Source organism: Pseudooceanicola atlanticus, from assembly GCF_000768315.1.
GTDB lineage: Bacteria > Pseudomonadota > Alphaproteobacteria > Rhodobacterales > Rhodobacteraceae > Pseudooceanicola > Pseudooceanicola atlanticus.
In genome coordinates, this window is sequence record NZ_AQQX01000003.1 from 276,050 (window position 1) to 302,072 (window position 26,023).

The window sequence follows — 26,023 nt, forward strand, 5'->3', positions numbered from 1 at the left end:
GGCGGGTCCTCTTCAGGGCCGCGCCCAGTCGGCGATGTGAAAAGGCGGCACGGCAGCTTCGCGCTCGCAGGCGTCGCCGAGTTTCCGGCCAGGGTTGTCGAAGAAAGCGTGGGCCATGTCCGCGACACAAGGCTGGAAGCGCATGGCGATATGGCCAGCTTCCTGGATCATCACTGCCTGTGCGTTGGTCAGTCCCTCGGTCGCGAGTTCCGCCCAGCTTCCGGCGGTATTCTGATCCCAGGCCGACCCGATCAACAGTGTCGGGATGTCGCTGACGACCACCTCATGGAACCCTTCGCGCGGGTGCTGGTCGAAGGCATCGCAGCGGGCAAACATGTTCGCGGCCAGCGCGTCGTAGTCGTGGTGGAACGGAAAGGGCAGCGCGGCGGAGGTTTCCGCGTATTGTTCCGGCGAGTTGTAGGGGAGATCCTCCTGGCAATAGAAAACCAGGTTGTCGATCCGTTTCTGGAAGCTCTCGTAGGCGGCGGGCTCGACGGAGAGGGTGACATCCTCGTAGAAGGCGGCGATTTCGGTCTCGGACATGGCTCCGACGAGCGCGAGCAGACGGGCCTGGACCGGGCCATCGAAATGGTCAGTGATGAAGGTGCTCAGCCGCTCGGCATTCGCCGTGCCTTGTCGCAGGGCCGCGTAGTCGCGCAGAAAGGCGCGCAGATCGGCGCCGGCCTCGGCCAGGTCCGGAAGGGCGTCGGTCATCTCGGCATCCAGAAGGGCGGCCAACGGACCAAGGTCGCGATCCCGGCGGATGTGGGCGCGCAGCTGCGTGACGGCATCATGCAGCAGATTATCTGCATCCCCTGCGATCCGGGCGCTGGTCATTGCCTCCTTCACCAATGCCATACCGGCCTCGTCCAGGCTGGCCTCGGCCGCCGCCATCATGTCTTGCTCCGCCGTCGCGGGCGGATACATGCCCCATTCGCCGTAAACGAGATCGAAGGTCGGCGTCTCTTCCCCGCGGTGGAGTTCATAGAACATCGCCGGAAGGTAGGGTGTCGGCGACGCGGCATGGAAGTCGCTCAGATAGTCGATCAGCGTCGCAACTTCGGCCTGCGGCAGGGGTTCGCCCTTCCAGAGGATTTCGCCCTTGCCCGCCCGGTCGTAGACGTCCCGGATGACGGTGCCGAGGTCCGGATAGGCGGCGTTGCAGGCCTCTTCCGCCTCGCAATAGGCAACGAGACGTTCGAGGCTTTCCGACCGGGGCTGTGCCAGCGTGTCGTAGAGGCGCACGACCGGCGGAGCGACGCCGTCCAGCACCGCAGAACGCAGGCCCTCCGGCGCGGTACGCATGATCTCAAGCGTCAGCTTGGTGCCGTAGGAGGCGCCGAAGATATTCCACTCCTGGTAGCCAAGCGCCCGCATCACCATCTGTGCATCCAACGCATTCTGGCGCGTGTTGTATTTGGACAGGTCGCGGCCCGAGGCTTCGACCTCGGCAATGCAATCCTTCAGGAACTTCGAGGCGGTCAGGCCTCCTTCGCCGTCGTCTTCCGTCCAGTCGATGCCGTCTTTAAGAACCTTATCCAGACCCTGCGTCAGCACGCCCGCGCATTCGACGCTGCCCGAGGATATGCCCGAGGCGCGCTGGTCGAACGCTATGACATCGCGCGTGTCGCGGAACGGACCGAAATTGCTCGACAACCAGTGCGCCCCGCCGGGCAGGTTGCCGCTGCCGGGGCCGCCGTGCAGATAGAGGACGGGGTCGGGGTTGGGGAAGAGGCTCTCGGACTTGAGCAGCACGAATTCCAGATCGACAGTGTTGGGGCCATCAGGTGTGTCGTGATCCTCGGGCACGGTGACCACACCGCAGATCAGCGTCTCCCCCTCAATCTCACCGGGGTCGAGCGGGCGGGGACAGGTCTGAATCTCGACCTTCGCAACGGGGTCGTGGCCACCCGCAATCAGGCTGGAGAAGGCGCTGGTGTCGGGCTCATGCGCGATAAGAGCGGAGAGCGTGGCAATCAGTTCGGCAGTGGTCATCGGTGGTCTCTCTGTCGGAGGCTATTGGCCGGGCAGCGGATCGTCGGGCAGGACGAAGGGTGGGAGGATGTCGTCGATGCAGGAGACCTCCAGCGGCGCGGCGGGATCGTTCACGAATGCCGTGGCAATATCCCGGGCACAGGGCTGATACATGATCGTGCCGTGCCCGGCTTCCGGAATGATGTAGTTCCGGGCGTTCGTCAGCCCCTCTGCGGCTTCTGCGCCCCAGTGCATCGACGTCTGCGTATCCAGCGTGCCGTTCAGCACCAGCGTCGGGATGTCGGAGCGGACCAGTTCGTGGAACCCTTCCCTGGGGTGCTGCTCGAACAGGGCGCAGGGCGCCAGCGTCCCTTCGATCTGGGCGCGAAAGTCGGGCATACCGAAAACCGGGTAGCGTTCCGCGAAGGGGGCGGTGACCCGGTCGAACCCTTCTATCGAGTTGAAAGGCACGGCTTCCTGGCATTGGTAGATCGCGGTGCCGAGTGTCGTGGCCACCATGAGCTGATATGGGCGCAGGGACTCGGCTGCGATGTCCCAGGTGCGGGCGATATCCTCGTCGGACATGAGCGCGACCAGGGCCAGCAGGTCCGCCTTGTCCGCCCCGTCGAAGTGGTCGGACACCAGCGTGGCCAGAGCGTCCCGCGAAGGCGGCGCGGCCCGCATCAGGGTGTAATCGGCCAGCAGCGCTGGTGCGGCAGCTGACGGGTCGGGCAGATGGGTCACCGCCTCGCTCATCCGCTGATCGAAGGCCTCGGCCACACTGAGAGTTTCAAGCCCGGCCGCCAGGTCTCCGCGCAGTTGCAGCAGGGTATTGCGCGCGCCTTCGCTCAGGTCCTCCATCGCCGCAGCCATCTTCAGGGTGGCGTCGGCCAAGGCCCGTTCGTCATTTGTCAGATCAGCGGAACGAAGCAGGGCGTCCGCAGGGCGCGGCACGTCATCGTAATGCGCCAGAACGGCGTCGATCGTGTCGGTCCGCCCCTCGGCTAACTCACTGAACATGCGCGGCAGAAAACGCGTGATGTCGTGTTTCACACGCCATTTGTTCCGCTCGAGGAATGTGAGCGTATAAAGCTCTTGTGCGCCGATCTGCTGGGCGCCCCGGGCGGCCGGGATCGGATCGTTGCCGATCCGCTCCATCGCGGCATTGAAGGTGGCGCGCAGGTCCGGCCATTCGGCGGCGCAGCCCGGATCGGCGGCGCATTGGGCGACCAGCCGGTCTATGACGGCCACGTAGGGCGTGAGGAACTCGTCGAAGATCGGATTGGTCGGCCCCGCCACCCCGTCGATGACCACAGACCGCACGCCATCGGGGATCGTCCGCATCACCTCCAGCGCCAGCCGGGTGCCGTAGGAAATGCCGTAGATGTTGTAGTCGCCGTAGCCGAGCGCCGACATCAGCGCCCGCACGTCCCTCGCGTTGTTCTCGGTATTGTAGGCGGAAAGATCCGCGCCCGAGCCCTCGATCTCCTCCACGCAATCGCTCAGCAGGCGATACACGATCGTCGGGTCGTCCGGATTGACGCTTTCGCTTTTCGCGAGGTCCAGCGCATTGTCCGCGATGCTGGCGGAACACTCGACCGACCCGAACGACAGTTTCGAGGCCCGTTGATCGAAGGTGATGATGTCGCGAGTCTGGCGGTGCTTCGGGAACATGCGCCCTGCGACGGCTTCGGTGATCTGAAGCGTTCCTCCCGCTGGTCCGCCATGCAGGTAGACCAGTGGATCAGGGGCGGGCGACAGGGTTTGCGCGTCGAAGACCACGAATTGCAGATCAACGCGGCGGCCCTTGGGCGCCTCATAGTTCTCGGGCACGCTGACCGAGCCGCAGATGACGGTCTGACCCTCGACCTCAAGCGGGCCGGGCGGGTATTCGCAGGCGCTGATCGTCACGGGATATCGGTTGTCGTGGCCACCGGATCGAAGCTGGTCGAAATCCGGATTGGCGTCCTGGATAAGTAGCGACGCGATTGCCGCGATGATCTGGTCAGGCGTCATGACGGACCCTTTCGATTTGGTTCAAGGCGAACTGGCAGCAGGCACCTCGGCTCAACAAACTTGGAAAAACAGCAGGGGGGATCGCCAGATCATGTATGATGATTGCACGATTTGGCGCCACGAACCCTCGCTCGAATTGGTTGGTGGTATTTAGGCGATATCCGCAACAGCTGATGGGCGAACGAGGAGAACGAGAATGGCAACGCAGACAGAGAGGCCCGGAACACGGCTCGGTATCGCGTTGATGGCCCTGCTGGCGTGGGTGGCAATCACCTTCGTCGGGGCCAAGGTACTGCTTCCGGGCGAACGAACGCTTGATGAGATCGTCACCGAAGGCATCGCCTGGCAGATCGTTCTGGCCGGGGCGATTCTGGTCGGCGTGATCCTTTGGCGTCGCTGGCGGGATATCGGGTTTCGCGCGCCGGAACCGGGCACGCTGAAACTGCTGTGGCTGCCGATGCTCATGGTGCTGCTTCAGTTCAGCTGGGCGCTGCTGTTCGGCCTGCCAGCGACCACGGTCATCCTTCTGGTCCTCCTGAACACTTTCTTCGTCGGCTTCTCCGAGGAAACCATGTTCCGGGGGCTCCTCTACCGCGCGGTGCGAGGCCATGTGCGGATCTGGCCGGCGATCCTTCTGGTCTCCGCGGCGTTTGGATCGGTTCACGTCCTGAACGGGTTCATAACAGGAGAGTTCGCGGGTGCGGCAATGCAGGCGACCATGGCGGCCTGTTCCGGCCTGCTGCTGATGGCGATCTTCCTGCGGACCGGATCGCTCTGGGTGGCGATCATCTATCACGCGCTGTGGGATGCCGCGACCTTCCTTCTGTCCCTCGGTGCATCGGCCCATAACACTGGCGCGGAAACTGCTGCGACGACTGGCGGGCTTGCGACATTCATCCTCCCTTTGGTGATGGTCCTGCCGAACCTCCTCTATGCGCTCTGGCTGCTGCGCCACGTTCATCGCGAGGTGCCGCCCGGCGACCAGATGCCCGGCTGATCGGCCCGCCGTCGTGACGGGATCTGAAGGCAAACCCATCATGTCTCAGTCAGACTTCGGCGGAACGTAGAATTTCGGCTTTAGCGACTCAACACATGCTATGTTGACCGGCGCGCCCGGGCTCTCAATGAACCCCAGTGCAATGTCCTGCGCGCATTGCGAGAACTGGATCACGGCATGACCGGCTTCGGGGAACAGGACCGCCTGGCCGTTGGTCAGGGTGCGCACGACCCTTTCGGCAGCGTCCGGGTTGGTCTTGGTGTCCTTGGTTCCAGCCATGGCCAGCACCGGAATGTCGCTGACAACGGGATCGTGGAAACCTTCGCGCGGGTGCTTTTCGAAAAGGTCGCAGAAATCATACAGGACCAGCGTCGACTCCCGCGTGCCCGCATCGATCACGGGGAAGCGGTAGTCCGCGGCCACAGCGTCGTAGCCGTCGCGCGAGTTGAAGGGGTAATCCTCCTGGCAGGCGATGATCCCCAGGGTGAACATCATGCGGCTTTGTGCTGTCAGATTGGCCGAATCCGTCCACGCCCGCTCGTAGAAGGCGGCGATGTCCTCCACGGTCATGGCCGCGAACAGGCCCATGATGCGGGGTTTCTCGGTCTCAGGGACATGGGCGGCGAGGAAGGCCTCGACACGGTCGCGATCCGGCGTCTGACCGACGAAGAGCACGTAGTCGTGCAAGAAAGCGAGCAGCGCGTCGGCCTCCATCGTTTTCGCAATGTCGGACAGCGCTTCGTCCAGAAGGGCCTCGGTCCGCGCCGCACCGGTGCCCGACAGATCGTCTGAGAGGATCGTCATCAGCCGGGCGATGTTCGCTTCCTCCGTCCGCATGGCTTCGGCCTGTTTCAGCAAGAACTCGGCAAGCGACTTGTCGAGCGGGTCGAGGCCCGTGCCATAAGCGGCCAGCATCGCATCCGCCGTCTGCGGCGGGTTGAACCCTCCGGCGAGAAGTTTTTCGAGCGTCGCCGTCTTGCCTTCGGCGATTTCGGTGTAGACCTGCGGCAGGTAGGCCGTGAAGGGCATGGCACGCCCGTTGCTGAGTTCGAGGATTTCCTCGATGAATCCGGGGTCCAGTTCCTCTCCGGAGACTGTCACTTTCGGCTCTTCGGCAAGCCTTCGTCCGGCGGCGTTGATCGTCTCCTCCAGATCGGGATAGGCGGCGGCGCAGGCCTCCTCGGCCATGCAGTAATCGACCACCCAGCCAAGCGCCTGATCCGCCGGAACGCCGTTGGTATCATAGGCCGGGTTGTCGACCCGGCTGATGCTGTCGATGACCACGGATCGCAGACCTTCGGGTGCTGTGCGCAGCAGCTCCTGCCCCAACTTCGTGCCGTAAGAGATGCCGAAGGCGTTGTATTCGGGATAACCGAGGGCATGCATGATGGCCCGGACGTCCATCGCGCTCTGCGTGGTGTTGTAGGGTTCGAGGTCCGTGCCGGTGTCGACAGTCTCGGTCAGGCAGGTGGCCAGCGGTCCGTCTGCGCCGAACATCGTGTCCTCGTCAGGCTCTACAAAGGCAAGGAACTCTTCCGCCAACTGGTTGTAGCAGGCGATCGTGCGGTCCGAGATGCCCGAGGCGCGCTGGTCGAAGAGCACGATATCGCGTCGGTCGCGCAGAAAATCGAACAGCTTTGCATTCATGGGAATGGACTGCACAGTATAGCCGCCGGGGCCACCATGCAGGTAGATCACCGGATCGGGTGCGGGAGCGACTGCCCGGGACTTGAGCACCGCAAAGGCCAGCGGGATTGTCTCTCCGCCGTCGGCGCCGTGGGTTTCCGGGACGGCCACCCGGCCACAGATGACCGTCTTGCCCTCGACCTCCAGCGTGCCGATCGGGCGCGGGCAGGCTTCCACAGTTACGGGATACCGGTCGTCGTGGCTCCCCTCTTTCAGTCGATCGAACGCGGGGTCGGTGGCCGATGTCATCAGGGCGATGAGGGTCACAATGATCTGATCGGGGGACATGACGGGCCTTTCGGGTCAATGCTTGCGTGGGTGATCGATTGCCCGGCGCCACTGGACATGCGGCGCCGGGCAGGACGTGCGGCTGTCACCCCGGAGCACCCGGGACGAGGTTGTGACACCCGATACGTTCAGAATAGCACATAGCCGCCGACGCCGTTGGTCAGCGTCATTGTCAGGGTGTTGCCGTTGCCACTCCGGTTCCGGACGAGGACGGCAGACCCATGGGCCCCGTCGGTGCAATGCACCGAAGTCGCCTCGCTGCCGACCGTGCCAGGGGCATGGCGGAACAGGCCGGTGCAGAGATTTCCACCACCAGAGACCGTGAGGGCATAGGCGCCTTCCTTGTGGCCGAAGATCTGACCGGTCAATGAATCTCCGCCGTAGATCGTGCCCGATCCGCGGATATTGACGTTCGCCGATGCGGCAGACGGTTCGTGGCTCGCGGTCGGGTGATTTTCCCGCAGATAACTCGCGACGGCATCATGCGCCGAGGACCGCTGCGACCGCGAACAGGAACTGCCGACGGCGATCTCGCGCCCGACCGGGTTGTAGAGCGCGGTGCAGCCGCTGGCGAAACGCACCTCTATCTCGCCCGACGTGCGGGCGTGCAGTTCGGGCACGTCGGGTCTGCCGCCGATCGTGCCGCCCGTCGGCGCGCCGCTCTCGCGCAGATACCGGCCCGAGGCCCAGCCCGTGATCCGTCCGTCCGGCGTTTCGATATGGCACCACCGGCCGTTTCCTTCGCCGCGACACCCGAGGTTGCGGAACACCGCCCCATTTGGCGCCCGTGCGACGACTCGGTTCGAGGTTCCGGGACCGGCGCGAAGGTTCAGCGTGTCGTTGGACGCAACGCCATGAACCTGCCAATAGTCCGGACCCATCTGGGCCAGAGCCGCGCCGGGAAGCGCAACAATGGCGCCCAGGGTCAGCCCGAAAGCCGCCACCCCTGTCCTGAAGAATTTGCCAATTCTAATCATGTCTTGTCCTCCTAATTGCGCATCGGGGTTTCCGGGTCGCCCGGTCAGCCCGCGATGCGGCAGCCTGCTTTTTCACCGTAATTGTCTTCGATCCGCGCCGTGGTCCCGTCGAACGAGATGGCTCCCCAAAACGCCACGAAGTAATCGCCGGGCGTATCCACCGATCTGAGCGAACCGACATACACGCTGTCGCCTTCCTCAACCCGGATCGCCGGAAGCTCGGTGTCGAAGGTGGTGATCGTCACGCTTCGGGCGTTGTCACCGCAGAACCATTCCTGGGTCTCCCTGGGGTCTTCCAGCATGAACTGGGCAACCAGCTGGCCCTCGCGTTGCAGGTATTGCCTTTCGACGCAGACGCGCAGGTCAGGGTCCTTCCAGCATTCGTCGCGCCCCTTGATCCAGCCCCTTTGCGTGGCGCGCAGCAGGTCCTCCGCCTCATTCGCTCCGGCATCGAGACCTTTGGCAACGGACATGGCCGCGGCGAACCGATCCGCCAGCCGACGGTCGAGCGCGGCAAGCGCGGGGTCATCGCAGACAAGCTTTTCGGCTGAGCTTTCGGCCTTGGCGCAGTCGAAGGCGGGACCATCCTGCGCATGGCCCGCAAACGGAGTTGCGAGGAACGTCAGGAGGGCGGCGACTTTGGTCGGGGTCATCACGGGGCCTTTCATGGATGGAGGGTGCAACTGGGTCATGCGGTCGCCGCACCAAGAATCGCCAGAGTGAAGATCGTCCAGTCGTTCAGGATATGGACGGCTGCCGAGACCCAGATGTTGCGGGTGATCAGGTAGGGCATCAGCAGGATCATCCGGACCGGAACAAGGCCGATCAGGGCTTGGGACACGTTCCACTGATAGGTCGGAAGATGAACCAGCGCGAAGATCACGGAGATACCGAGGGCCGCAAGGACGACGGCCGATTTTCGGGCAAGCTTGCGGTCGAGGAAGGCGAGAAAGGCCAGGAACGGCAGGATGGTGAATATCTCTTCACCCAGTAACTGCACGCCGGTCCATCCGAAGAAGATCACCTGCTCGATACCCGTCGCAGCCGCTGCACGATCTCCGGCGGGGTTGGCCGATGTTTCGAACAGGTTGTTCACCAGTATCCCGACCGCTCCGGTCACGATCATGTTCAGCACGAAGAAGCCGAGAATGATCGCGATGTCCTTTCCCCTGAGAGGGCGGAACAGGGCGCGCGGGGCCGCAGTGCCAGCGACCAACGCAAGCGTGATGAGGGGGATCATCACGAAAAGAAGCGCCGGTATGAACGTGCCGATCCCGGTTGTGAATAAGGGTTGAGTGGTGATGAGCGCGCCAAACGCGACCGCAACCGATGCCAGCACGATCAGCCATCCGGCATTGCTGATAGCGACGGGATTACCGCGATAGAACGGGAAGTCGCAGTCGGTGCGTTCAAATCGGAACATGTCGTTCAGGTCTGTTGCAGAGGGGCTGCGGAGACCAGCTTCAGGCATGATACAACCTCATAAAACTCGGCACAGGCCAGCACCTCTTTTAAGGGACGGACTTCAGACCCGATTCCGACGCTATGCCGGCCCCGAAGCGCGGGCTATCCGGTCTGCGTGTCGTCTATCCGATTTGCGCTGCGCCGCATCCGTCCGCGCCGCAATGTGGCAGAAGGCGCTTCTCCGAAGGTTGCCCGGTAAGTCTGCGCGAACCGGCCCAAATGGGAAAATCCGCAGTCGAAGGCGATGGCGGTCACCGTGTCTCCACCGCCAGCCAGAAGGTTTCGCCGAGCCTTGTCCAGACGGTGTGCTGTCAGTCGTTCCCAAGGCGATTGTTTGACAGACTGCCGGAATGCATCCTGAAGCTGGCGGACCGATACGCCGAGCGCTTCGGCCATGATCGGAACGGTGAGAGGCTCACCAAGATTGGCCACCATGAACTCCTCGGCCCGGCTCACCAGAGAGTGCTGGGGCTTCTCGTTCATGATCCTGTCCATGCCCGTCTGGAACATCATGCGGATATGCTCAAGAACGAGCGCCGCAAACAGGTCCGATGCCGGGCGATGGATCAGCGTCGGCATCGGAGACGCGAGATCGCTGAACAGGTAGTGCATCAGCGCCCTGAACCCTGCGAGAGCCTTCGGAGCGGTTGGCAGAACCGGATCGTCCGTCACAACAGGCAAGACATGGCGCAGCGGCGCTGCATCGAGCGAAATCTTCGCGAGATTGGCGCGAAAATCGCGATGGCGCCCTTTTTCTACGCGTGTCCATCGCTCTGAAGGTCCAAGGGCCAGCGCGGACCCTTCCTGGATCACCGTTTTCCGGCGGTCCATGTGGACGTGAGTCTGTCCGTGCGTCGGGATCATGACCGTCAGGTATTTGTCATCGGCGAGGTCGATTTCATGGCCGGATGAGGTGACGCTCAGTAGGCTTGTCCCGATGTCGGGGAAATCCGCCGAATTTACGATCAGTTTCCTGTCGCGCCCCTTCGACATGTTGAAATGATCAGGGGCGCTGAAAAGAAGCGACCCGAAATCGGCGCGGCTTCGTGCGCTCTCTTCCCAGTGTTTCGAATGATAACTCAACATGATTGCACGCAAAGGGATTGAACCTATGCGAAAGTATAATGAATTACCTTTACCCTGTCTGCACCTTTAACGGCATTTCCGTCGTCTCCATCACGGGGTGACGAAATCGAAATTCCGGCCTTGCGCAACCGCTTCGGCTGACAGGTCACCCTGAAGGAAGAGGGCGCCGTGTGAACCGAGCCCGACCTCAAGCCCCCCTGTTCGTGGCGTGAATGTCAGGTCCGACAGGCGCGAAATTCCCGGCAAGGCCAGCTGGATGACATCCTGCCCCGGCCTGAAATCGGTGATCGTGTCGCCCGGTGCGATATCGCCATCCTCGAACCCGAAGACATCCCCCCAGGCCCAGCCCGTCAGCGTATCCGCACCTTCGCCACCGAACAAAGTGTCATGCCCGATGCCGCCATTGAGCGAGTCGTCGCCCTGGTTCCCAAGCAGCAGATCGTCACCCTTGTTGCCGACCAGAACGTCGTCACCCTGTTGGCCAGTCATGACGTCATCGTCGTTGTAGCCGCGCAGCGTATCGTCGCCGCCCCAGCCGCGAAGGGTGTCGTTGCCGGGCGATCCGCGCAATTCGTCGTTCCCGCGACCGCCGATCAGGCTATCGTCGCCCCCGTGGCCGTTGATCAGGTCGTCGCCATCACCGCCGTTCAGCGTATCGTTCATGCCGAAGCCGCCGATGGTGTCGTTGAACGGCGTGCCGTCCAGATCATCTGCTCGCCCGGTGCCGTTGATCACCTCTCCAGCCGTGATCGGCGTGTCGGGATCGACCAGCGTGTCGTCCGGGTGAACCACCGGGTCGGAGAGGTCCACCGCCGATGTAAGCGTGATTTCCATGACCTCGAAGGGCTTGAGCCGCAGCGACACCTCGGGGCTGTCGAAGGTGTGGTCCGTGAAGGCCGCGCGCACGTCGTGTTCGTCGTAGTAATAGGCCCGGCCATCCACCTGGACGGATTGCGACGGGGTGTGGCCCGTGTCGCCGCGCCAGTGGAACCCGTCCGAGCTTTCGGGAGACTGGTCGATGCCGATCTTGATGCCCGTGCCGGTGGCGTCCGGGCCGACCAGCCCGGTCAGATCCACGTCCAGGTTCAGCACGTCGAAAGACCGCGATGAGACATAGACCACCGTCTTGTCCCCGGACTGGTAGGCGTTGATCTCGAAGCTGCCGTCGTCGCCGGCGAATTCGGTCGCGATCAGCTCCATGCCGGGCAGGCTTTCGCGCATCAGGTCGAAGGCCGCGCCGCGGACCGAGTTGGTCACGCGGCCCTCTTCGTCCAGAACCGGGACTTCGCGCGGGCTGCCGACAAGATCGCTGTCGGTGTTGTGCTGCACGGGCCAGACATGGGCACGATCCACGCCGTCTTCCAGCATGTTTTCGAACTGCTCCTGGAGGGTCGAGACCGAGCGGATGCCAACCTCGTCATAGTCCAGCGTGCGGATGTTCCACTCGGTGATGTGCAGGTCCAGGTCCTTGTCGAAGGCCGCGTCCCAGACCGCGAAATCCCGGTCGATGAAGTTCTGTTCGTTGTCGGCGTCAGTATAGGCCAGCTCGGTCTTGTTGTAGTAATAGTGCTCGACGACGCCATCCATGGCTGCGCGGGCCTCGGCCCCCAGTTCGTCGATGATCGCCTGGTTTGCCGCGTCCAGCCGCGCGGTGAACCCGCGCGCATCCCGGCTGCCGATGAAGTCCGACTCGCCCGTGGGGGTTGCCATCTGAACGATGATATCGGCCTGCTGCGCATCGGATAGCCCGGCCGCCAGCATGCCGTCGCGCAGGCCGACCACCGCCAGGTCGGCCTTTTGACCGTATTCGGTTTCGGCCATCGTGGCCCAGTATTCGTTGCCGACTTCGAAGGCCTCGACCACGTCCGCATAGTCGCGCATGACCTGTTCGGCGAAAGGCGAGATGCGATTTTCAACGAAGTCGCCGTAGTCATCGACGCTTTGCAGGCGGGTCGGCACGACAAGCGTGACCTGGGCGTCGTTCTCCCTGGCCCAGTCCAGCATGTCCCTCAGTTCGGGGCGCAGGTCAGTGCCACCGGCGCCATCGGGCACCAGCAGGGTCACGTCCAGCCAGCCCTCGCCGTCGACCAGACCCGCCACAGGATCGCCCTGGCCGGCGGGAAAACGGACATGCTCGATCCCCAGGGCATCCGTGGCGGACGTATAGTTGCCCGTCGGCTCGCCGGCTTCCGTATTGACGGTGAAGACCGCGTTGCCACCGAAGTGTTCGGTCGTTGCAACCGCACCCGTTGCCGTGGCCGATGTCAGCACCGCCGATTTGTCGACGCCGGGTGTGAGGATGCCGGTGTCGCTCAGATCGACCTCATCGACCGGCTCGTCCTCGCCGGCGTCGTCTTCACCCGGTGGAGGGGGCGGGGGCGGTGCAACCGTGTCAGCAAGGTTCGTAAGCCAGGTCGAGGTATCGGCCATCTCGTCCGGTGCGACGCCAAGGAAATAGGCGACCGGTTCGCCTTCGAACAGCAGATAGGTTCCGTCGCCATCCGCATTCGGCTCCAGCGTCAGGCCGGCGGTCACCTCGTCCGCCGTCAGGGGCTCTCCGGCCTCGTCGATCAGGGTCACGGGTTCGGGCGTACCGTCTTCGGACTGCACCTCATATCCGAAAATGGCGACCGGCGCGTTGTCATCGTCACCGGCCACGATCTCATAGCTGTCGCGTCCTTCGAAACCCGCCACGAAATCGCCATCGTCAGCGCGGATCGTGTCCCAGCCTTCGCCGCCCAGAAGCGTATCCGATCCGCTCGTGCCCTCCGGATCGCGCCCGTCGATCAGATCGTCGTCATCCTGACCGTTCAGCCAGTCCTCGCCCCCATTCCCGGTCAGCGTGTCGTCGCCGCTCCCACCTTTCAGGTGGTCGTCCTCTGCCGTGCCATCCAGCGCCTCGCCGGGCTGGATGAGGTTCGGCTCGTGCAGCTGGAAGTTGCCGATCCAGATGGTCTGGTAGAACAACTCGTCCGCCGTGTAGCCCTCGATGATCGCCACCTGTTGGCTGCCGAAAACCACGAAGGCGCCTGATCCGTCCGGCATGTCGCCGATGCCGGCATTCAGCGTGCCATCGAAGAAGGCGCTGCGCGGGTAAATCGCGCCTTCGGCATCGGTGAAGAACACCTGATCCGGCTGTCCGCCGAGCTCCGGGCGGGAGAAGTCGAGGTCCTTGATGACCACCGGCTCCGCGCCCTCGCGGCCAGTCGCAACCATGAACCGGTCGACCCCGTCACCGCCTGTCATCGTGTCGCCGTCGTCGCCCCAGAACCGGTCGTCGCCAGAGCCCCCGTCAATCGCGTCCGGGCCCCCAAGGTTGGAGTCGATGGCCAGGATCACGTCGTCACCCGCACCGCCGACGAAACTGTCGGAGCCGGATATATCATCGAACAGGTCGTCCCCCGACCCCCCATCCATCGTGTCGTTGCCCTCACCACCGAACAGTCGGTCGGCGTCTTGACCGCCGGTCAGAATGTCGTCGCCGGACCCCGCTGAAATCGCGTCGCGCCCGGCACTGCCGTCTATGCCGTCAGCCCCGGACAGGCCCGCGATCGTGTCGTCGCCGGACAGGGCGTCGATTTCGTCCGCATCGCTGGTCCCGACTATAGCATCGTCACCGGGGGTCGCGCCGAAGCCTTCAGGCTCGATCAGAATGTCGTCGCCAGAGGAAGCGACCTGATCAGGTTCATCGGAGGCGTCCGCGGATGGTTCATCATCAAATCCGAAGGCAATCAATCCGATCAGGGCCGGGAACAAGAAAAACAGCAGCATTGCGGCCCCCCAGCCTGAACGCGCATGAACAAAGAATCTATTTTCACTGCCATAATACCGCCATTTTTCGAAGTTGGGCGATAAACAGTTCCGGCCCGATTTGGAAACGATCTCCTTTTATCAATACGTTGCCCGTCTGGGTGCGCCCAAGCCAGCTCACGCTTTGCGGTAAGCGGTGCTTGCCATATCCTTGCCGGGCAAATGCATGTTCCACGAGGTGCCCCATGGTTCAGGATCGGAAGCTGCGACGACGAGATTTTGCGGCCCTGGCCGGAGCGGGCGGTCTGGCCTTTCTCGCGGGGCCGCTGGCGGGCCAGCATGTTTTCAAGGAAGTGAACGCGCTCCAGCCCGGCGAATTCACCTGGCATCCCGAGAGGCAGCCGGTTGGTCCGGTGTCCGTTGTCGTCTCACTCGAAGAACAGCGCGTTCATGTCTATCGAAACGGCGTGCGAATCGCTGTTTCGACCTGTTCGAGTGGAAAGCCCGGGCACGAAACCCCGACAGGTGTCTTCGTGGTGCTTCAAAAGGACCGGGATCACCGGTCATCGACCTACAACAACGCGCCGATGCCGAACATGAACCGGCTGACATGGGGCGGGATTGCACTGCATGCCGGGAACCTGCCCGGGTATCCGGCCAGCCACGGCTGTGTCCGGCTGCCGCTGAAGTTCTCCGCTCTACTCTTCGAAGTCACGCATCTTGGGACGCCGGTGATCATCGCGGCCAGCGGGTCTGCGCCGGACAGCGTTGTCCATCCGGGATTCATCCTCGGGAACTACGAAGAGACAGAGTTCGAGAAGGTCCTTGATACGCTGACCCCGCGCCAGCACCCGTCGGACTGGGACATGGACGGGACCTATCCAATCACGTCGATGATCGCCTCGTCCCACGATGAACGGATCGTCATCATCGAGAACGACCGCCAGGTCGCCGAAGGGCCGCTTATATGGGACGGGAAGCCACTCGGCCCGCATGTCTACGTGCTGCATGGCCCCGACGACGGGTCGCGCGGCATGCAGTGGCAAGCGCTGACCTATGATGGCTCTGCCGAACAGGCAGACCATGACTTGACCCGCGTGGGCACGGACAGGGCGTTCGGCGAGGTGATCACCATCCACAGCCATCCCGGCATGATCTTTGTCTTCACCGATCTTCCATTGCACCCGGACCGGCGGACCGGGCGCGATTTTGTCATTATGTCCTGAGAGGGATGACCTCATGCGCATGTTCGCCATCGCCCTTGCCTTCATGACCTCGCAGGCTGCTGCATCGGACTGGACCATCACGAGCGTCGACGGAGCCGCAACGACCGACGCGCCGACGATATCTTTCGCCGACGGCGGCATCTCAGGCTCGACCGGGTGTAACAGGTTCACGGGCCAGGCCGACGTCGCAGCTGGCAAATTGCAGCTCTCTCCCGCGCTGGCCATGACCCGTCGCGCTTGTCTCGGCGCAGAGTTGTCGACGCAGGAAAACCGCCTGACGACCCTGTTGCAGGGCAGCGTCGAAATGCAGCTCGATCCTTTCGATGACAGCCTGACGCTTGTCGGCAACGGGGTGACCGCGCGTCTTGTCCCCGGACTGCCGCAACCCGCGATTTCATCGGCAGCCTATGTGAGCGTGTCCGGTGTCGATGCCACGTTGAACATCCGAAGTGCGGCCACGACCTCTTCCAGCGTGGTCGCGCATGCCCCACTTGGCATCATCCTGCGCAACGAGGGGTGCGAAGAGGGTAGCGACCGGACATGGTGCCAGATCAGGTTCATCGATGCGTCGGGCATCGAGGGTTGGGCGGCGGCCGAGTTTCTGTCCCCCGCGTCTGCTATTCGTCGCGCGGGGGCTGAGCTGTTCGACCAGATCGGTCGTGTGGATTGCGGCACCGCGGACGGTGCAACCGCTCCCTGCGATTACGGTCTGGCGCGTGAAACCGACGGGTCTGGGGCGATACTGATCTATCTCGCAGACAACCGGCGTCTCCTCCTCGAATTCCGCGGAACCTCCGTGATGGCCAGCGGAAGCGACGGCGCAAGCGAGATCGCGACCGAAATTGGCGACGCTGACGTCGTCGTGACCTCTGGAACCGATCGCGTGACACTTCCCAAGGCAGTGCTACTCGGTGAGTAGGCTGGTCGGCTATCTTGCATCTCTGTCATGGGGGGGGCTTGCCGCGGTGACCTTGGTCGGTGCCATTTTCAGAAACCCGAGCTTACCCGCGATCAACTACGTCATGGTTGCGGTGTTCGCAGCTATCGGCGCTTTCGTCGCCTGGCGAGCGGCGGCAATTGACCAGCTGCTTTGCGGTCTTCCCGCCAGTAAGGAGACCCGGCGCGCCCGACAGGTCGAGTTCATCGCATCATCGGCGATGCTTGGCCTCGGAGCTGTATGCCTGACTGGCGCTTCGCTCCGGATATGGTCGGAAGGCGCTGCGGTCTTCGGATAGGCGGGCAATAGTCCTAATTTTTCTTGAAATTTGCAATGCACAGCAAGTGAAAGCGAAAAGTCTCGATGCTGATGCTGCGTCGCAGCAATCGTAGGTCGCATGAACGTCCGTTAAGGGCCGGGAGCAAACTTGGTCACAAAGGGCGGTGAGCGGTCGTTCGCTGCGATTTGCATGAACGTCCGGAAGGGGCAGAATGCGGTCATCAGAAAGCACGTCCCAAAACGTGGAGGCGGCAGTTGGACCTGGACACAAACGTACCAAGACCCCGCCAGCTTTGCCCCGGGTATCTTTCCATGCTAGCTTTCTCATCTTGGCTTGTTTGGAGGGACGCAGACGACCTTTTATGCTCCGCCTTTACCTCGCCCATTGTTGCAAATTGAACCGCTCCGAAGTTCATCAGACAACAAAAAAATCTTCCGCTATCACTGTTGGATTCCGTTCGAACATTGCGACGTCGACGGCCGCTCCCGCACCTGATCCGTCTGTGTCATAGCGCAGGGTGGTGCCGTCGAAAAGGAAGCGGTGATCGGCGGTCTGGGCACTTTCGCCGAGGTGGAAAGCGTCGGCGGCCACTGCGCCTGTCCCGAGGTTGACCAGCGCGGCCTTGATCACGATTCGGTCTTCTCCGCTGGTGAAATCAGTGATCGTATCTACGTGCTCGCGGCCTAACGTGTCGCTGAAAATGAAGTCGTCCGCCCCTGCACCGCCGGTCAATGTGTCGTTGCCCGTGCGCCCGTTGAGGCTGTTGTCAGTGGCGTTTCCCTGCACGAGATTGTCGAGATTATTGCCGATGGCCGTGAGGTTGTTGACCGGGTTGCCGGTCTTGCCAAGGACGTCCTGTAGGATGATGTCCTCGATCCCGAGCATCAGCTTGTAGCTATTGTGGGCAAGAACAGTGTCGTGGCCGCCCTCCTCGGCGCGAAGTGTCTTTTGACGAGCATTGCCGCCGACCTCTTCGGCGATGTCATCTGCGTGGCGAAGGATGTAGGTGTCGTCACCAAGGCCGCCTTGCAGCGTATCGATGCCTCGGCCGCCATCGAGGGTGTGATCACCGCCCGTACCAATTACGCGATTATTCAAGTCATTCCCGGTTCCAATTCGCGCGATAGAATCTAGTATCAACGCCTCAACCGCCAAACCTGCAAGGGAATAGTCTAAGGAGGCAACTATTGTGTCACCAAAGCCAACAGGTTCCCAACGTGTTCTTTCGAATACGACGTCATTGGGATCGTCGACGTAATATATGTCGTCGCCTGGGCCGCCCCTCATATCGTCAGCACCTGAACCGCCATTGAGTTCATCACCCACCAAACCACCTTTCAGCGTATCATCGCCTCCTTCACCAAAAATCAATTGCTGTGGTGTATGCTTACCGGCGGACAGTATATCATTTCCTTCAGCGCCGTAGATGATGTTGCGTTGACCGTTGTAACCTGAAATTAGATCTGCTGAGCTCGTCCCCCGAAATTCAAAAAATTCTGTTCCCGCAACTTCAAATGAAGTAACTGCTATCATATTGCCGCCTCCACAGGTTCTTGTAGAAAAATACTTTAGGATGACGTTACCATGGAGTCACAGTTACTACCATCGGAGAAGCCCCCTGAAAGTGATCCACCAGCTGGGATAGACCGTCACTTATATTGGAGGATCAGCGATGGATGGGAAAGGCGAAGACACGCTGATCGACGGGAATGTTGACGATGTGTTTGGATTTGACCAGGCGATTGGACCGTGTCAGCTGCTCAAATCCTGATAGCTAAGTTTACAAATGGTACAATGCTCCAGTGCGACGATATTGAGATATTCTGGGTGATCGGATCCTAGAACATGAACCTTACGCGTTCATATACAAAATAAATCCGCCGTATAGGTCAAAGTTGCTGACAGTGAATTTGCTGTCCTCTGGTTCGCACCTCTTTTCGGCGCTGTTCTGGCCAAGGTTTGTTACCACGGCGGATAGGACCGTTGTTATCAGCGCGATATTATTCATGGCGGACATTGGCGCAGCCGCAGCGAAAACTATCTCTGTTCGCGCCTGGGGCCTCGATCACCTGGACGATGCTGCACGGTGTCAGGAAAGTCCGGTGTAAGGACGCCGCGCTGCGGCAGTGTTGGCTCAAGCGAACGGCAGCATTGGGCCGTAAATCACTTGGTGCCCCCACATGGCATCGGTTTGCACAGAAAAACAAACGCTTGCGCGGAAGAAGGGAGATTCTCATGTGGAAGTCCCGCAAATAATGGCGGGGACAGGGCTCTTGATGGTCCCGTCCCCGCAAGAAACCGCTCGCGTGTCACGCTACCAGGCGTCCTTCGCTACAATCTTGACAACAAAAAGCTAATCTCAGCCACCACCGGCGCAGCTTCTCATAGAAATCGCAATCTCGTCCCTTACCTCATCGAACAAATCAGAATTTGCCAGGATATTTACCCTCCCGTAATCCAGATAAACTAGGTCACTTGACTGGCAGGTATTCGCGAATCCGAAAGATTTAACATTTGCCTGGTTTAGTATTTCGAGAGCCATATTGTTTCTCTGATGGATTGGGTGCTGTCGCAAATACGAGTATCCCCCCCTTGCAGATTGCACCTCTGATGCGCGAACCAATACTCGAGCGATGTCCTCTTTGAAGTAAAATGATATCATCGTAATACCATCGTGAGATTTAATCTTTACTTCTTTTACCTCAGACTGATCAATATTTTTTTCATAATAAAGACGGACATCCCCAGAATCGCATTTCCCGATGACCGTTCTATGCATCTTGATCAAACAATTTGACTGCTCGACCACCCAACTAGCTTTTTCGGGTGGCGTGGTTAGGTTCATCGCCGCCGCCAATTTGTCCCAAGTGGAACGATCCGGCTCCGGCGCATCCACCCTGCAGCCCCACACCAAGGCTAGTGACATGAGCGCAACTCTAATCATTGATCAACTTCCTTTTTGGACTGATAGTAGTCGAGATCGCTGATCTCGCCAGCGTCGAATTTTTTCTGCCCTTCGTAGTAGGCTGCACGGTTCACCTTAGGCCCTGGCAGGCCGCGGATTTTCTTGAACACTTCCATGCCTCGAAGCCCTTGCCGCAACAGCATTTCCACGACCTCGCCCCAGCGGATGGTGATTGCGATTGGAAGCCCAGACTTTTCGCCTTGCAGTTTCGCGCGGGCAATGTCCGCATTGGTCCGTTAGCCGACCCCGACCGTTGACATCCCGCAAATCAATGCACAGGGTAGCCCACACATAACCGGGGGTGCTCCGTTCAGGGGCTGAGATGCGCGACCGCGTGAACCCTTTCATAGCTGATCTGGATAATACCAGCGGAGCGAGGTAACTCATGTTCATAGGCGCGCAAGTGTCGCTATATCCGATGACGTCCGATTTCGTGGAGGTCATCATGACCGGGCTCGACGCCCTCACCCCCTACAAATCGGACCTGCGGATCGAAACGGACGACATGTCGACGCTAATGGTCGGCGCGCCCGAACCGCTCTTCGGTGCCATGCGCGACCTGTTCGCGGCATCGACGCGACGGCCTGAGCACGTGACCATGCACGTGACCCTGTCGCGCGGCTGTCCGGGGGAGCCCGATGATCCGACCTGCCGCTGCGACGTGCTGGAAAAAGCCCAGGACGAAAGCCTGGCCGAGCGGCAGGTTCTGGCCGCCGAGGCCGTCCGGTCCGCCGCCGAAACCGGCGTGCAGATCGACCTTCAGTTCTCGCTCTATGTCATGGGCAATGGCGATCACATGGAAGAGATTTACGGCTGCATCGACTTCCTGAGAAACAGCGGCACGTTCCACAAGACGAAGAATTTCTGCACCCGACTGCGGGGTGATGCGGGACCGGTGTTCGAGACCCTGCGCCAGGCCTTCCTGCGCTTCGGTCCGGCGCAGGGACATGTCACAATCGACATGACCGCCTCCGCCAACAGCCCCAGCCTCGCCTGATTCCGCCTGACCGCGGGGGGCGCCGCTCGCGTGCCCCGTGACCGGTGATTCATGTCCGTGGTTCGTCATATCCTTCCGGCCGTCATCCTGGCCATCGCCTGTCTCGGCGGCTGGGAAGCCTACGTCGCCCTGACCGGCACGTCGCCCCTTGTGCTGCCCGCGCCCAGCGACGTGCTGAACGGCCTGCGCGTCGAGCGGACCGCGATTGCGCGTCACGCGGCGGCGACCATCGGGGTCGCGAGCGTAGGTTTCGGCCTCTCGGTGCTCTTTGCCATCGCCGTTTCGGTCGCGCTGCATTTCGCCGGATGGCTGCGCCGCGGGATGATGCCGCTGCTGGTGGCCAGTCAGACGGTGCCGATCGTGGCCCTCGCGCCATTGATGGTGCTGTGGTTCGGCTTCGGGCTTCTGCCCAAGGTGCTTCTGGTCATTCTGGTCACCTTCTTTCCCATGGTGGTCAGCCTTATGGCCGGCTACGCCACCCTGCCGCGGGCCTTCCGCGATCAGCTGGTGTCGATGGGTGCGGGCCGCTGGCAGGTGTTCCGCCGGGCCACCCTGCCCTCGGCACGCGGGCATTTCTTCGCGGGGCTTCGGATCTCGGCCACCTATGCCATCGTCGCCACGATCTTTGCCGAATACGCGGGCGCGCGGCGTGGGCTGGGCATCTACATCCTGACCGCAAAGAACAACTTCCGCGCCGACCTCGTCCTGTCTGCCGTTGTCGTCTCGGCCCTTCTCACGCTGGCCCTGCTGGCGTTGATCCAGCTTGTCGACCGGCTCACCGGCCGCCGGTACCGGAGGGCCACCCATGCTTGAGGTCACCGGTCTGACGATCCGCGCAGGCGGCACGGCACTGGTCGAGGACCTGTCGCTCGACCTTGCGACCGAGCGGCTGACCTGCCTGATCGGGCCGTCCGGCTGCGGCAAAAGCTCTGTCATCAAGTGGCTTTCGGGCGTTCTCGCACTCGAATTGCAGGCCCAGGGCGATGCCCGCCTGGACGAAACGACGCTGTCCCTGCCCCACCCGGCCATCGCCTACCAGCCGCAGCAGGACACCCTGTTTCCCTGGCTCACGATCCTCGAAAACGCGGCCCTCGGGCTCGAGATCAGGGGCGCCCCGCGCAATGTCGCGCGGGACAAAGTCCGCCCGCTCTTCTCCACCTTCGGCCTACAGGGCCACGAAGACAGTTTCCCCGACCAGCTGTCCGGCGGCATGCGCCAGCGCGCCGCCTTTCTGCGCACCATGGTGCAGGACGCCCGCGTCCTTCTGCTGGATGAACCGTTTTCCGCCCTGGATGCCGTCACGCGGCTGAAGATGCAGGATTGGCTGACCGCGCGCCTTGCGGACGATCCCCGCGCGGTCCTTCTGGTCACTCACGACCTTTTCGAGGCGACCCAGATCGCCGACCGCATTCTCGTCATGGGCAGAAACCCCGGCCGCATCGTTGCCGACATCCCCGTCACCACCCCCCGCATCGACCGGACGGAGGCCAGCCTGGCCGACACCCGGTCCATGCTCAAATCCCTGCTACTGGAGGATACAGAATGAAACTCGCCCCCCTCAGCCTTGCCGCCTGCCTCGCCGCGCCCATGGCCATGGCAGACGAGGTCAGCATCGCACTGGACTGGACGCTGAACACCAATCACATCGGCCTTGTCGTCGCACAGGAAAAGGGCTGGTTCGACGAGGCCGGCCTCGAGGTCGAGATCCTGCCCTATTCCGACAGCGCCTCGACCGCGCTGCTGGCCGCCGGCGCGGTGGATTTCGCCTACATGACCGCGCTCGGCTTCATGAGCGCCAAGGCCGGCGGCGCCCCGATCACTGCATTGTGGGTCACGATGCAGCGCGAAGCCGGGCGGCTGGTCTACAATTCCGACCACCCGGACATCACCCGCCCCGCCGACCTCGAGGGCAAGACCTACGCGGGCTTCGGCAGTGCATGGGAAGACGCGCTGATCTCCACCATGATCGAAAACGACGGCGGCACGGCTGACTATGACACAGTCACCCTCGGCACCGGCGCCTACGAGGCGCTGGCCTCTGGCGCGGTCGATTTCACGCTCGAGGTTGCCACCTGGGAAGGCGTGAACAGCGAACTTCTGGGCCGCGACCAGTCGCATTTCGTCTACAACGACTACGGTGTGCCCGAACCGCAGGGCGGCTATATCGGCACCCAGACCGCCACGCTCGAGACTGACCCCGACACCGTCGCCGCCTTCATGGAGGCGACGCGGAAGGGCTATGCCTGGGCGGCCGAGAACCCGGCAGAGGCGGCCGAAATCCTGATCGCCGCCGGCGATTTCCCCAATGCGGACCTCGTGCGCGGCTCCATGCGTGTCATCGACGAAGGGCATTACCTGACGGATGGCACCACACCCGTGGGTCAGATCGATCCCGAGCGACTTCGGACGATGGCGAAATTCCTCTACGACAGCGGCGTGTTGAGGAGCGCGGATGGCGAGCCGCTCGAATGGCCCGGCGACGTGACGGGCTGGTTCGATCAAGGCTGGAGAACGAAGTGACACCAGCACCTGAGCCGAGGCGCCTGCCCTAGGGGCGCACAAATCCATAAGCCATTGACCAGAATGTAAAATACCCCCGCCTCCCACCTGAAATTTTGCTGTGGCCGGGAATCACGTTACGTTCATGGGTGGAAGGAGGTGATACCAATGAACATATTGGAATCACACATCCTGAGCAGACTCGCCGCGAAACGTCATGTTCCCGCGGCCGAGTTTCCGAATTGCGCAGGCACGCTTGCGCTGCTTATCCAGGATGGCTGCATCGAACGACAATCGGGCGAACTGGGCGACGTGATCCGCATCACCGACAAGGGGTTGCAACAATCCGTCGACAGTCGCGCCGCAGGCTCATCCTGACCTCGAACGATCGAGAAGAGGAGGACAAGATATGCAACCAATAGCGGCATCAGAACAGGCGAGCGCGCTCAGACGCGTTCACGGCAACGAAGCCGAAGTGCTGGTCGGAACAAAGATCCGTCAGTGCGAGGCGTCCGGCGAAACGGACAAGGCCGAAAGCTGGAAGATGATCCAACAGGTTCTGCGGCAACGCAGCGGCGCATCCGAAAGCTAATCGGGTGACACAGGGTCAAGCCATCGCGATGGCTTGACCGTCCTTCCCACCCCTTGGGCCCTCCGGGGTTCAGGGGGTGGGAGGCTCCCCTGCGATCGCCTCACGGACCAGGCGAAACCCAAGGTGATCCGGCGGCAACCCCACGGCACAGCCCCCGACACTGGCATCCCTCACGAAGTCGATGATGGCCGCCCGGTGCCGTCCCCCGGCGATGCGGACGCCGCAATAGGGCTCGAGCGACAAGACCGTTCCGTCGCGACCGACCTGTCCGTTTTCCATGCAACCATCCGTCCATTCCCAGACATTGCCCCCCATGTCACTTATCCCGAGGCCGTTCGATCCGAACCCACCTTGCGGGCGGAGGGCAGTATCCGCCTCACCCCGCAGCAGGACGCCGCGTTTGTATTGCGACAGCATCCGCTCCCCGGGATCGAGATCGCTCTCCTCCGGCGATGTATCGCCCTGACGGTCCTCGGCAGCACGCTGCCATTCCGGCGCGGTCGGCAAGCGCCACGTTTCCCCCGTCCGTTCCGACAGCCATTTCGCGTAGGCCCATGCATCATGCCAGTTCACGTTGGTCTGCGGCAGCTGGCCCCGTCCGGTCCCCGCATCCGGGCATGCCCCGGCCGCAACACAGACGGCATAATCGTCACGGCTCACTTGGAAGCGCATGATCTCGAACTCCGCCACCGGCAGCTCCGTCAGCGCCGGCGTCACGGTCTTGCCGTTGTGGCTGAAGTTACCCAATGGGCGGTAGGCGATCGTGCCGGCCTTAATCCGGACCACCACCGGCCCTGCCTCGGTGACACCCGCAGACGGCACGGCCTCTTGCTGCGGCGCGCCAGCCAGCTGCGACAGGATCCCGGCTGAAGCGGCGATGACGAGCGAACCCAAGGCAATACCCAGCAAGACCCCCTGTTTCATGTCCCCACTCCTCTTCTCCCAAAAAGGCGGCCGATCGACACCGGCCGCCCCAATATTCAGCGCCCATCCCCTGAAGGATGGTGACCGTTTCAGGGAAGTGCGGTCTTTCCCTCATAGGCGGCGTTGTATTCCACGGGGGCCTGAACCTGCTCCATCAGGTCATTGTTCCAGTCGCCCTCGACCACCACGTGGGCCGTCGCGCCGAGGTTCACGGCCTCGATCAGGTTGTGGTTCACGTAGGCATAGACGCCCGGCTGAAGGAACTCGTAGAGCGCCGCCCCGGCGGACCCGCCTGCGATGAACCACGTCTCGAGGTCACGCTGCGGCGTGTTGTTGAATTTGCCACGCTCCCAGACGAGGTCCCCATGGCCACCGATCAGGTGCGGCCGGGTATCCCGGTTGGCCTGGCTGTGCACGAACAGGATCTTTTCGCCCTGCGCCGCATGCAGCGCGTTGTCTCCGGTCAGCGAACCGACCTTGCCGTTGAAGACCACGTGGCTCGGGATCAGGCCGTTCATCACTTCGAGCGTGTCGGGATAGCTTTCGGCCACGTCCTCGAACCGCTTGTAGTCGCCGTTTTCGTCCTTCGGGATGTAGAAGTCGTTCTCCCCGATATAGAACACGCGATCATAGCGGACCGGGTCGCCCTTATGGTCGGTCAGACCGCCTCGCGGCAGGACCATGATGCAGCCGGACATGCCGCTGACGACGTGCCAGGGGATCATCGGGCCACCCGGGGCGCAGTGATAGACGAATGTCCCCGGCCGTGTCGCCTTGAACCGCAGCGTGGTCTTCTCGCCGGGATTAATAAGCGTCAGGGACCCGCCGCCGAGCGCGCCGGTCGCGGAGTGGAAGTCGATATTGTGCTGCAACAGGTTCTCGGGCGAATTGTAGAGCGTCAGTTCGACATAGTCGCCTTCGTGAACAACCATCATGGGGCCGGGAACCGACCCGTTGAAGGTCATCGCCTGAAGGTAGGCACCATCGTCGACCTCGATTTCCTTCTCGACGATCTGCATCTCGAATTCGACGATGCGCGGTTCGGCCGGGGCTTCCTGTTCATGTTCGTGCACCATCGGAGGACGCACGAGCTTGCGCTTGATGCGCTTCAGGCTCGACAGATCAGCCGGAGCTGCCATCGAGGTGTCCATGATCTCCTCGGCCTTGGCGGCCTTGGCGAGGACGGGCAGCGCGGCGATGCCGGCAGCGCCCATCATTGCGGCTCTTCTCGTCAGCATTTTCAATCTCCTTTCAGGTGTAAACGCTGTTTGAGACGACGCTACCGGCCCCGGTCCTTGCGAACGTTGCGCAAACACAAACTTCCGGACGGAAAGCCGAGGAGGCCTATGTCAGGCAGCCCGCGAC

23 protein-coding genes and 1 riboswitch are annotated in these 26,023 nt (G+C 62.1%); of the genes, 9 read left to right on the plus strand and 14 right to left on the minus strand.

Annotated features, from left to right (window positions below):
• Positions 1-12: 12 nt before the first annotated feature.
• On the minus strand, positions 13-1,995 hold the full coding sequence (locus ATO9_RS09210) for an alpha/beta fold hydrolase (protein WP_043747701.1): 1,983 nt from the start codon (positions 1,993-1,995) through the stop codon (positions 13-15).
• 21 nt (positions 1,996-2,016) lie between these two features.
• Positions 2,017-3,990 carry an alpha/beta hydrolase gene (locus ATO9_RS09215; RefSeq protein WP_043747702.1) on the minus strand — a complete coding sequence of 658 codons (1,974 nt, stop codon included), beginning with the start codon at positions 3,988-3,990 and terminating at the stop codon, positions 2,017-2,019.
• A 196-nt stretch (positions 3,991-4,186) separates the two neighbouring features.
• Here ATO9_RS09215 and ATO9_RS09220 point away from each other — a divergent pair, with 196 nt between their 5' ends.
• Entirely contained in the window at positions 4,187-4,987 is an 801-nt protein-coding gene (locus tag ATO9_RS09220) for a CPBP family intramembrane glutamic endopeptidase (protein ID WP_081979506.1), read from the plus strand.
• A 45-nt stretch (positions 4,988-5,032) separates the two neighbouring features.
• On the opposite strand, the gene ATO9_RS09225 is transcribed toward ATO9_RS09220, so the two are convergent.
• The 7 genes from ATO9_RS09225 to ATO9_RS24255 form a co-directional block, all read right to left on the minus strand.
• Entirely contained in the window at positions 5,033-6,961 is a 1,929-nt protein-coding gene (locus ATO9_RS09225; RefSeq protein ID WP_043747706.1) for an alpha/beta hydrolase, read from the minus strand.
• Positions 6,962-7,089: 128 nt separating this feature from the next.
• The gene (locus tag ATO9_RS09230) at positions 7,090-7,938 is read right to left on the minus strand and encodes an SH3 domain-containing protein (protein ID WP_043747708.1); all 849 of its coding nucleotides are present in this window, start codon (positions 7,936-7,938) and stop codon (positions 7,090-7,092) included.
• A gap of 44 nt (positions 7,939-7,982) precedes the next feature.
• A complete protein-coding gene (locus ATO9_RS09235) occupies positions 7,983-8,591 on the minus strand; it encodes a lysozyme inhibitor LprI family protein (protein ID WP_043748578.1) in 609 nt (202 codons plus the stop codon).
• Between the two features lie 35 nt (positions 8,592-8,626).
• Positions 8,627-9,409: a CPBP family intramembrane glutamic endopeptidase gene (locus ATO9_RS09240; protein ID WP_043747710.1), complete on the minus strand. Its 783-nt coding sequence runs from the start codon at positions 9,407-9,409 to the stop codon at positions 8,627-8,629.
• Between the two features lie 95 nt (positions 9,410-9,504).
• Positions 9,505-10,488, minus strand: coding sequence for an AraC family transcriptional regulator (locus ATO9_RS09245; RefSeq protein ID WP_043748580.1), 984 nt, complete (start codon positions 10,486-10,488; stop codon positions 9,505-9,507).
• A 90-nt stretch (positions 10,489-10,578) separates the two neighbouring features.
• Positions 10,579-14,259: a calcium-binding protein gene (locus ATO9_RS09250; RefSeq protein ID WP_052418200.1), complete on the minus strand. Its 3,681-nt coding sequence runs from the start codon at positions 14,257-14,259 to the stop codon at positions 10,579-10,581.
• Between the two features lie 43 nt (positions 14,260-14,302).
• The gene (locus ATO9_RS24255; RefSeq protein ID WP_162183064.1) at positions 14,303-14,473 is read right to left on the minus strand and encodes a hypothetical protein; all 171 of its coding nucleotides are present in this window, start codon (positions 14,471-14,473) and stop codon (positions 14,303-14,305) included.
• A gap of 10 nt (positions 14,474-14,483) precedes the next feature.
• Between ATO9_RS24255 and ATO9_RS09255 the strand changes: the two genes are divergently transcribed.
• Positions 14,484-15,464 carry a L,D-transpeptidase family protein gene (locus ATO9_RS09255; RefSeq protein ID WP_043747712.1) on the plus strand — a complete coding sequence of 327 codons (981 nt, stop codon included), beginning with the start codon at positions 14,484-14,486 and terminating at the stop codon, positions 15,462-15,464.
• Positions 15,465-15,477: 13 nt separating this feature from the next.
• A complete protein-coding gene (locus tag ATO9_RS23440; protein ID WP_052418201.1) occupies positions 15,478-16,383 on the plus strand; it encodes an META domain-containing protein in 906 nt (301 codons plus the stop codon).
• A 712-nt stretch (positions 16,384-17,095) separates the two neighbouring features.
• Here ATO9_RS23440 and ATO9_RS24260 read toward each other — a convergent pair.
• The 3 genes from ATO9_RS24260 to ATO9_RS24265 all read right to left on the minus strand — a co-directional run bounded on the left by ATO9_RS24260 (position 17,096) and on the right by ATO9_RS24265 (position 19,795).
• Positions 17,096-18,214, minus strand: a complete 1,119-nt coding sequence (locus ATO9_RS24260; RefSeq protein ID WP_156127831.1) for a calcium-binding protein — start codon at positions 18,212-18,214, stop codon at positions 17,096-17,098.
• Positions 18,215-19,040: 826 nt separating this feature from the next.
• Positions 19,041-19,625, minus strand: a complete 585-nt coding sequence (locus tag ATO9_RS09275) for a hypothetical protein (protein ID WP_043747716.1) — start codon at positions 19,623-19,625, stop codon at positions 19,041-19,043.
• Positions 19,622-19,795 (minus strand): hypothetical protein, encoded by a 174-nt coding sequence (locus ATO9_RS24265; protein ID WP_156127832.1) that lies wholly within the window; start codon positions 19,793-19,795, stop codon positions 19,622-19,624. Before ATO9_RS24265 ends, ATO9_RS09275 begins: the two co-directional genes overlap by 4 nt.
• A gap of 138 nt (positions 19,796-19,933) precedes the next feature.
• A riboswitch (TPP riboswitch) is annotated at positions 19,934-20,040 on the plus strand.
• Here ATO9_RS24265 and ATO9_RS09280 point away from each other — a divergent pair.
• The 6 genes from ATO9_RS09280 (at position 20,032) to ATO9_RS09305 (ending at position 23,734) form a co-directional block, all read left to right on the plus strand.
• Entirely contained in the window at positions 20,032-20,643 is a 612-nt protein-coding gene (locus tag ATO9_RS09280) for a YkoF family thiamine/hydroxymethylpyrimidine-binding protein (protein WP_043747718.1), read from the plus strand. Its footprint overlaps the riboswitch before it by 9 nt.
• Positions 20,644-20,694: 51 nt before the next feature.
• Positions 20,695-21,456, plus strand: a complete 762-nt coding sequence (locus tag ATO9_RS09285; protein ID WP_043747720.1) for an ABC transporter permease — start codon at positions 20,695-20,697, stop codon at positions 21,454-21,456.
• Positions 21,449-22,189, plus strand: a complete 741-nt coding sequence (locus tag ATO9_RS09290; RefSeq protein WP_043747722.1) for an ABC transporter ATP-binding protein — start codon at positions 21,449-21,451, stop codon at positions 22,187-22,189. The genes ATO9_RS09285 and ATO9_RS09290 overlap by 8 nt, the downstream gene beginning before the upstream one ends.
• Positions 22,186-23,163 (plus strand): ABC transporter substrate-binding protein, encoded by a 978-nt coding sequence (locus tag ATO9_RS09295; RefSeq protein WP_043747725.1) that lies wholly within the window; start codon positions 22,186-22,188, stop codon positions 23,161-23,163. Before ATO9_RS09290 ends, ATO9_RS09295 begins: the two co-directional genes overlap by 4 nt.
• Before the next feature lie 147 nt (positions 23,164-23,310).
• Positions 23,311-23,520 (plus strand): hypothetical protein, encoded by a 210-nt coding sequence (locus tag ATO9_RS09300; protein WP_043747727.1) that lies wholly within the window; start codon positions 23,311-23,313, stop codon positions 23,518-23,520.
• A gap of 31 nt (positions 23,521-23,551) precedes the next feature.
• Positions 23,552-23,734: a hypothetical protein gene (locus tag ATO9_RS09305; protein WP_043747730.1), complete on the plus strand. Its 183-nt coding sequence runs from the start codon at positions 23,552-23,554 to the stop codon at positions 23,732-23,734.
• A 69-nt stretch (positions 23,735-23,803) separates the two neighbouring features.
• Here the strand turns inward: ATO9_RS09305 and ATO9_RS09310 are convergent, their stop codons facing one another.
• Both ATO9_RS09310 and nirK read right to left on the minus strand, forming a co-directional pair.
• On the minus strand, positions 23,804-24,658 hold the full coding sequence (locus ATO9_RS09310) for a formylglycine-generating enzyme family protein (protein ID WP_043747732.1): 855 nt from the start codon (positions 24,656-24,658) through the stop codon (positions 23,804-23,806).
• A gap of 89 nt (positions 24,659-24,747) precedes the next feature.
• Entirely contained in the window at positions 24,748-25,896 is a 1,149-nt protein-coding gene (nirK, locus tag ATO9_RS09315; protein ID WP_043747734.1) for a copper-containing nitrite reductase, read from the minus strand.
• Positions 25,897-26,023: the final 127 nt, after the last annotated feature.

What these genes read in the sequence shown, in the direction of transcription:
- ATO9_RS09210 (WP_043747701.1), bottom strand. Translation starts at nt 1,995, where the DNA reads ATGACCACTGCCGAACTGATTGCCACGCTCTCCGCTCTTATCGCGCAT.
- ATO9_RS09215 (WP_043747702.1), bottom strand. Translation starts at nt 3,990, where the DNA reads ATGACGCCTGACCAGATCATCGCGGCAATCGCGTCGCTACTTATCCAG.
- ATO9_RS09220 (WP_081979506.1), top strand. Translation starts at nt 4,187, where the DNA reads ATGGCAACGCAGACAGAGAGGCCCGGAACACGGCTCGGTATCGCGTTG.
- ATO9_RS09225 (WP_043747706.1), bottom strand. Translation starts at nt 6,961, where the DNA reads ATGTCCCCCGATCAGATCATTGTGACCCTCATCGCCCTGATGACATCG.
- ATO9_RS09230 (WP_043747708.1), bottom strand. Translation starts at nt 7,938, where the DNA reads ATGATTAGAATTGGCAAATTCTTCAGGACAGGGGTGGCGGCTTTCGGG.
- ATO9_RS09235 (WP_043748578.1), bottom strand. Translation starts at nt 8,591, where the DNA reads ATGACCCCGACCAAAGTCGCCGCCCTCCTGACGTTCCTCGCAACTCCG.
- ATO9_RS09240 (WP_043747710.1), bottom strand. Translation starts at nt 9,409, where the DNA reads ATGCCTGAAGCTGGTCTCCGCAGCCCCTCTGCAACAGACCTGAACGAC.
- ATO9_RS09245 (WP_043748580.1), bottom strand. Translation starts at nt 10,488, where the DNA reads ATGTTGAGTTATCATTCGAAACACTGGGAAGAGAGCGCACGAAGCCGC.
- ATO9_RS09250 (WP_052418200.1), bottom strand. Translation starts at nt 14,259, where the DNA reads ATGCTGCTGTTTTTCTTGTTCCCGGCCCTGATCGGATTGATTGCCTTC.
- ATO9_RS09255 (WP_043747712.1), top strand. Translation starts at nt 14,484, where the DNA reads ATGGTTCAGGATCGGAAGCTGCGACGACGAGATTTTGCGGCCCTGGCC.
- ATO9_RS23440 (WP_052418201.1), top strand. Translation starts at nt 15,478, where the DNA reads ATGCGCATGTTCGCCATCGCCCTTGCCTTCATGACCTCGCAGGCTGCT.
- ATO9_RS24260 (WP_156127831.1), bottom strand. Translation starts at nt 18,214, where the DNA reads ATGATAGCAGTTACTTCATTTGAAGTTGCGGGAACAGAATTTTTTGAA.
- ATO9_RS09275 (WP_043747716.1), bottom strand. Translation starts at nt 19,625, where the DNA reads ATGATTAGAGTTGCGCTCATGTCACTAGCCTTGGTGTGGGGCTGCAGG.
- ATO9_RS09280 (WP_043747718.1), top strand. Translation starts at nt 20,032, where the DNA reads ATGTTCATAGGCGCGCAAGTGTCGCTATATCCGATGACGTCCGATTTC.
- ATO9_RS09285 (WP_043747720.1), top strand. Translation starts at nt 20,695, where the DNA reads ATGTCCGTGGTTCGTCATATCCTTCCGGCCGTCATCCTGGCCATCGCC.
- ATO9_RS09290 (WP_043747722.1), top strand. Translation starts at nt 21,449, where the DNA reads ATGCTTGAGGTCACCGGTCTGACGATCCGCGCAGGCGGCACGGCACTG.
- ATO9_RS09295 (WP_043747725.1), top strand. Translation starts at nt 22,186, where the DNA reads ATGAAACTCGCCCCCCTCAGCCTTGCCGCCTGCCTCGCCGCGCCCATG.
- ATO9_RS09300 (WP_043747727.1), top strand. Translation starts at nt 23,311, where the DNA reads ATGAACATATTGGAATCACACATCCTGAGCAGACTCGCCGCGAAACGT.
- ATO9_RS09305 (WP_043747730.1), top strand. Translation starts at nt 23,552, where the DNA reads ATGCAACCAATAGCGGCATCAGAACAGGCGAGCGCGCTCAGACGCGTT.
- ATO9_RS09310 (WP_043747732.1), bottom strand. Translation starts at nt 24,658, where the DNA reads ATGAAACAGGGGGTCTTGCTGGGTATTGCCTTGGGTTCGCTCGTCATC.
- nirK (WP_043747734.1), bottom strand. Translation starts at nt 25,896, where the DNA reads ATGCTGACGAGAAGAGCCGCAATGATGGGCGCTGCCGGCATCGCCGCG.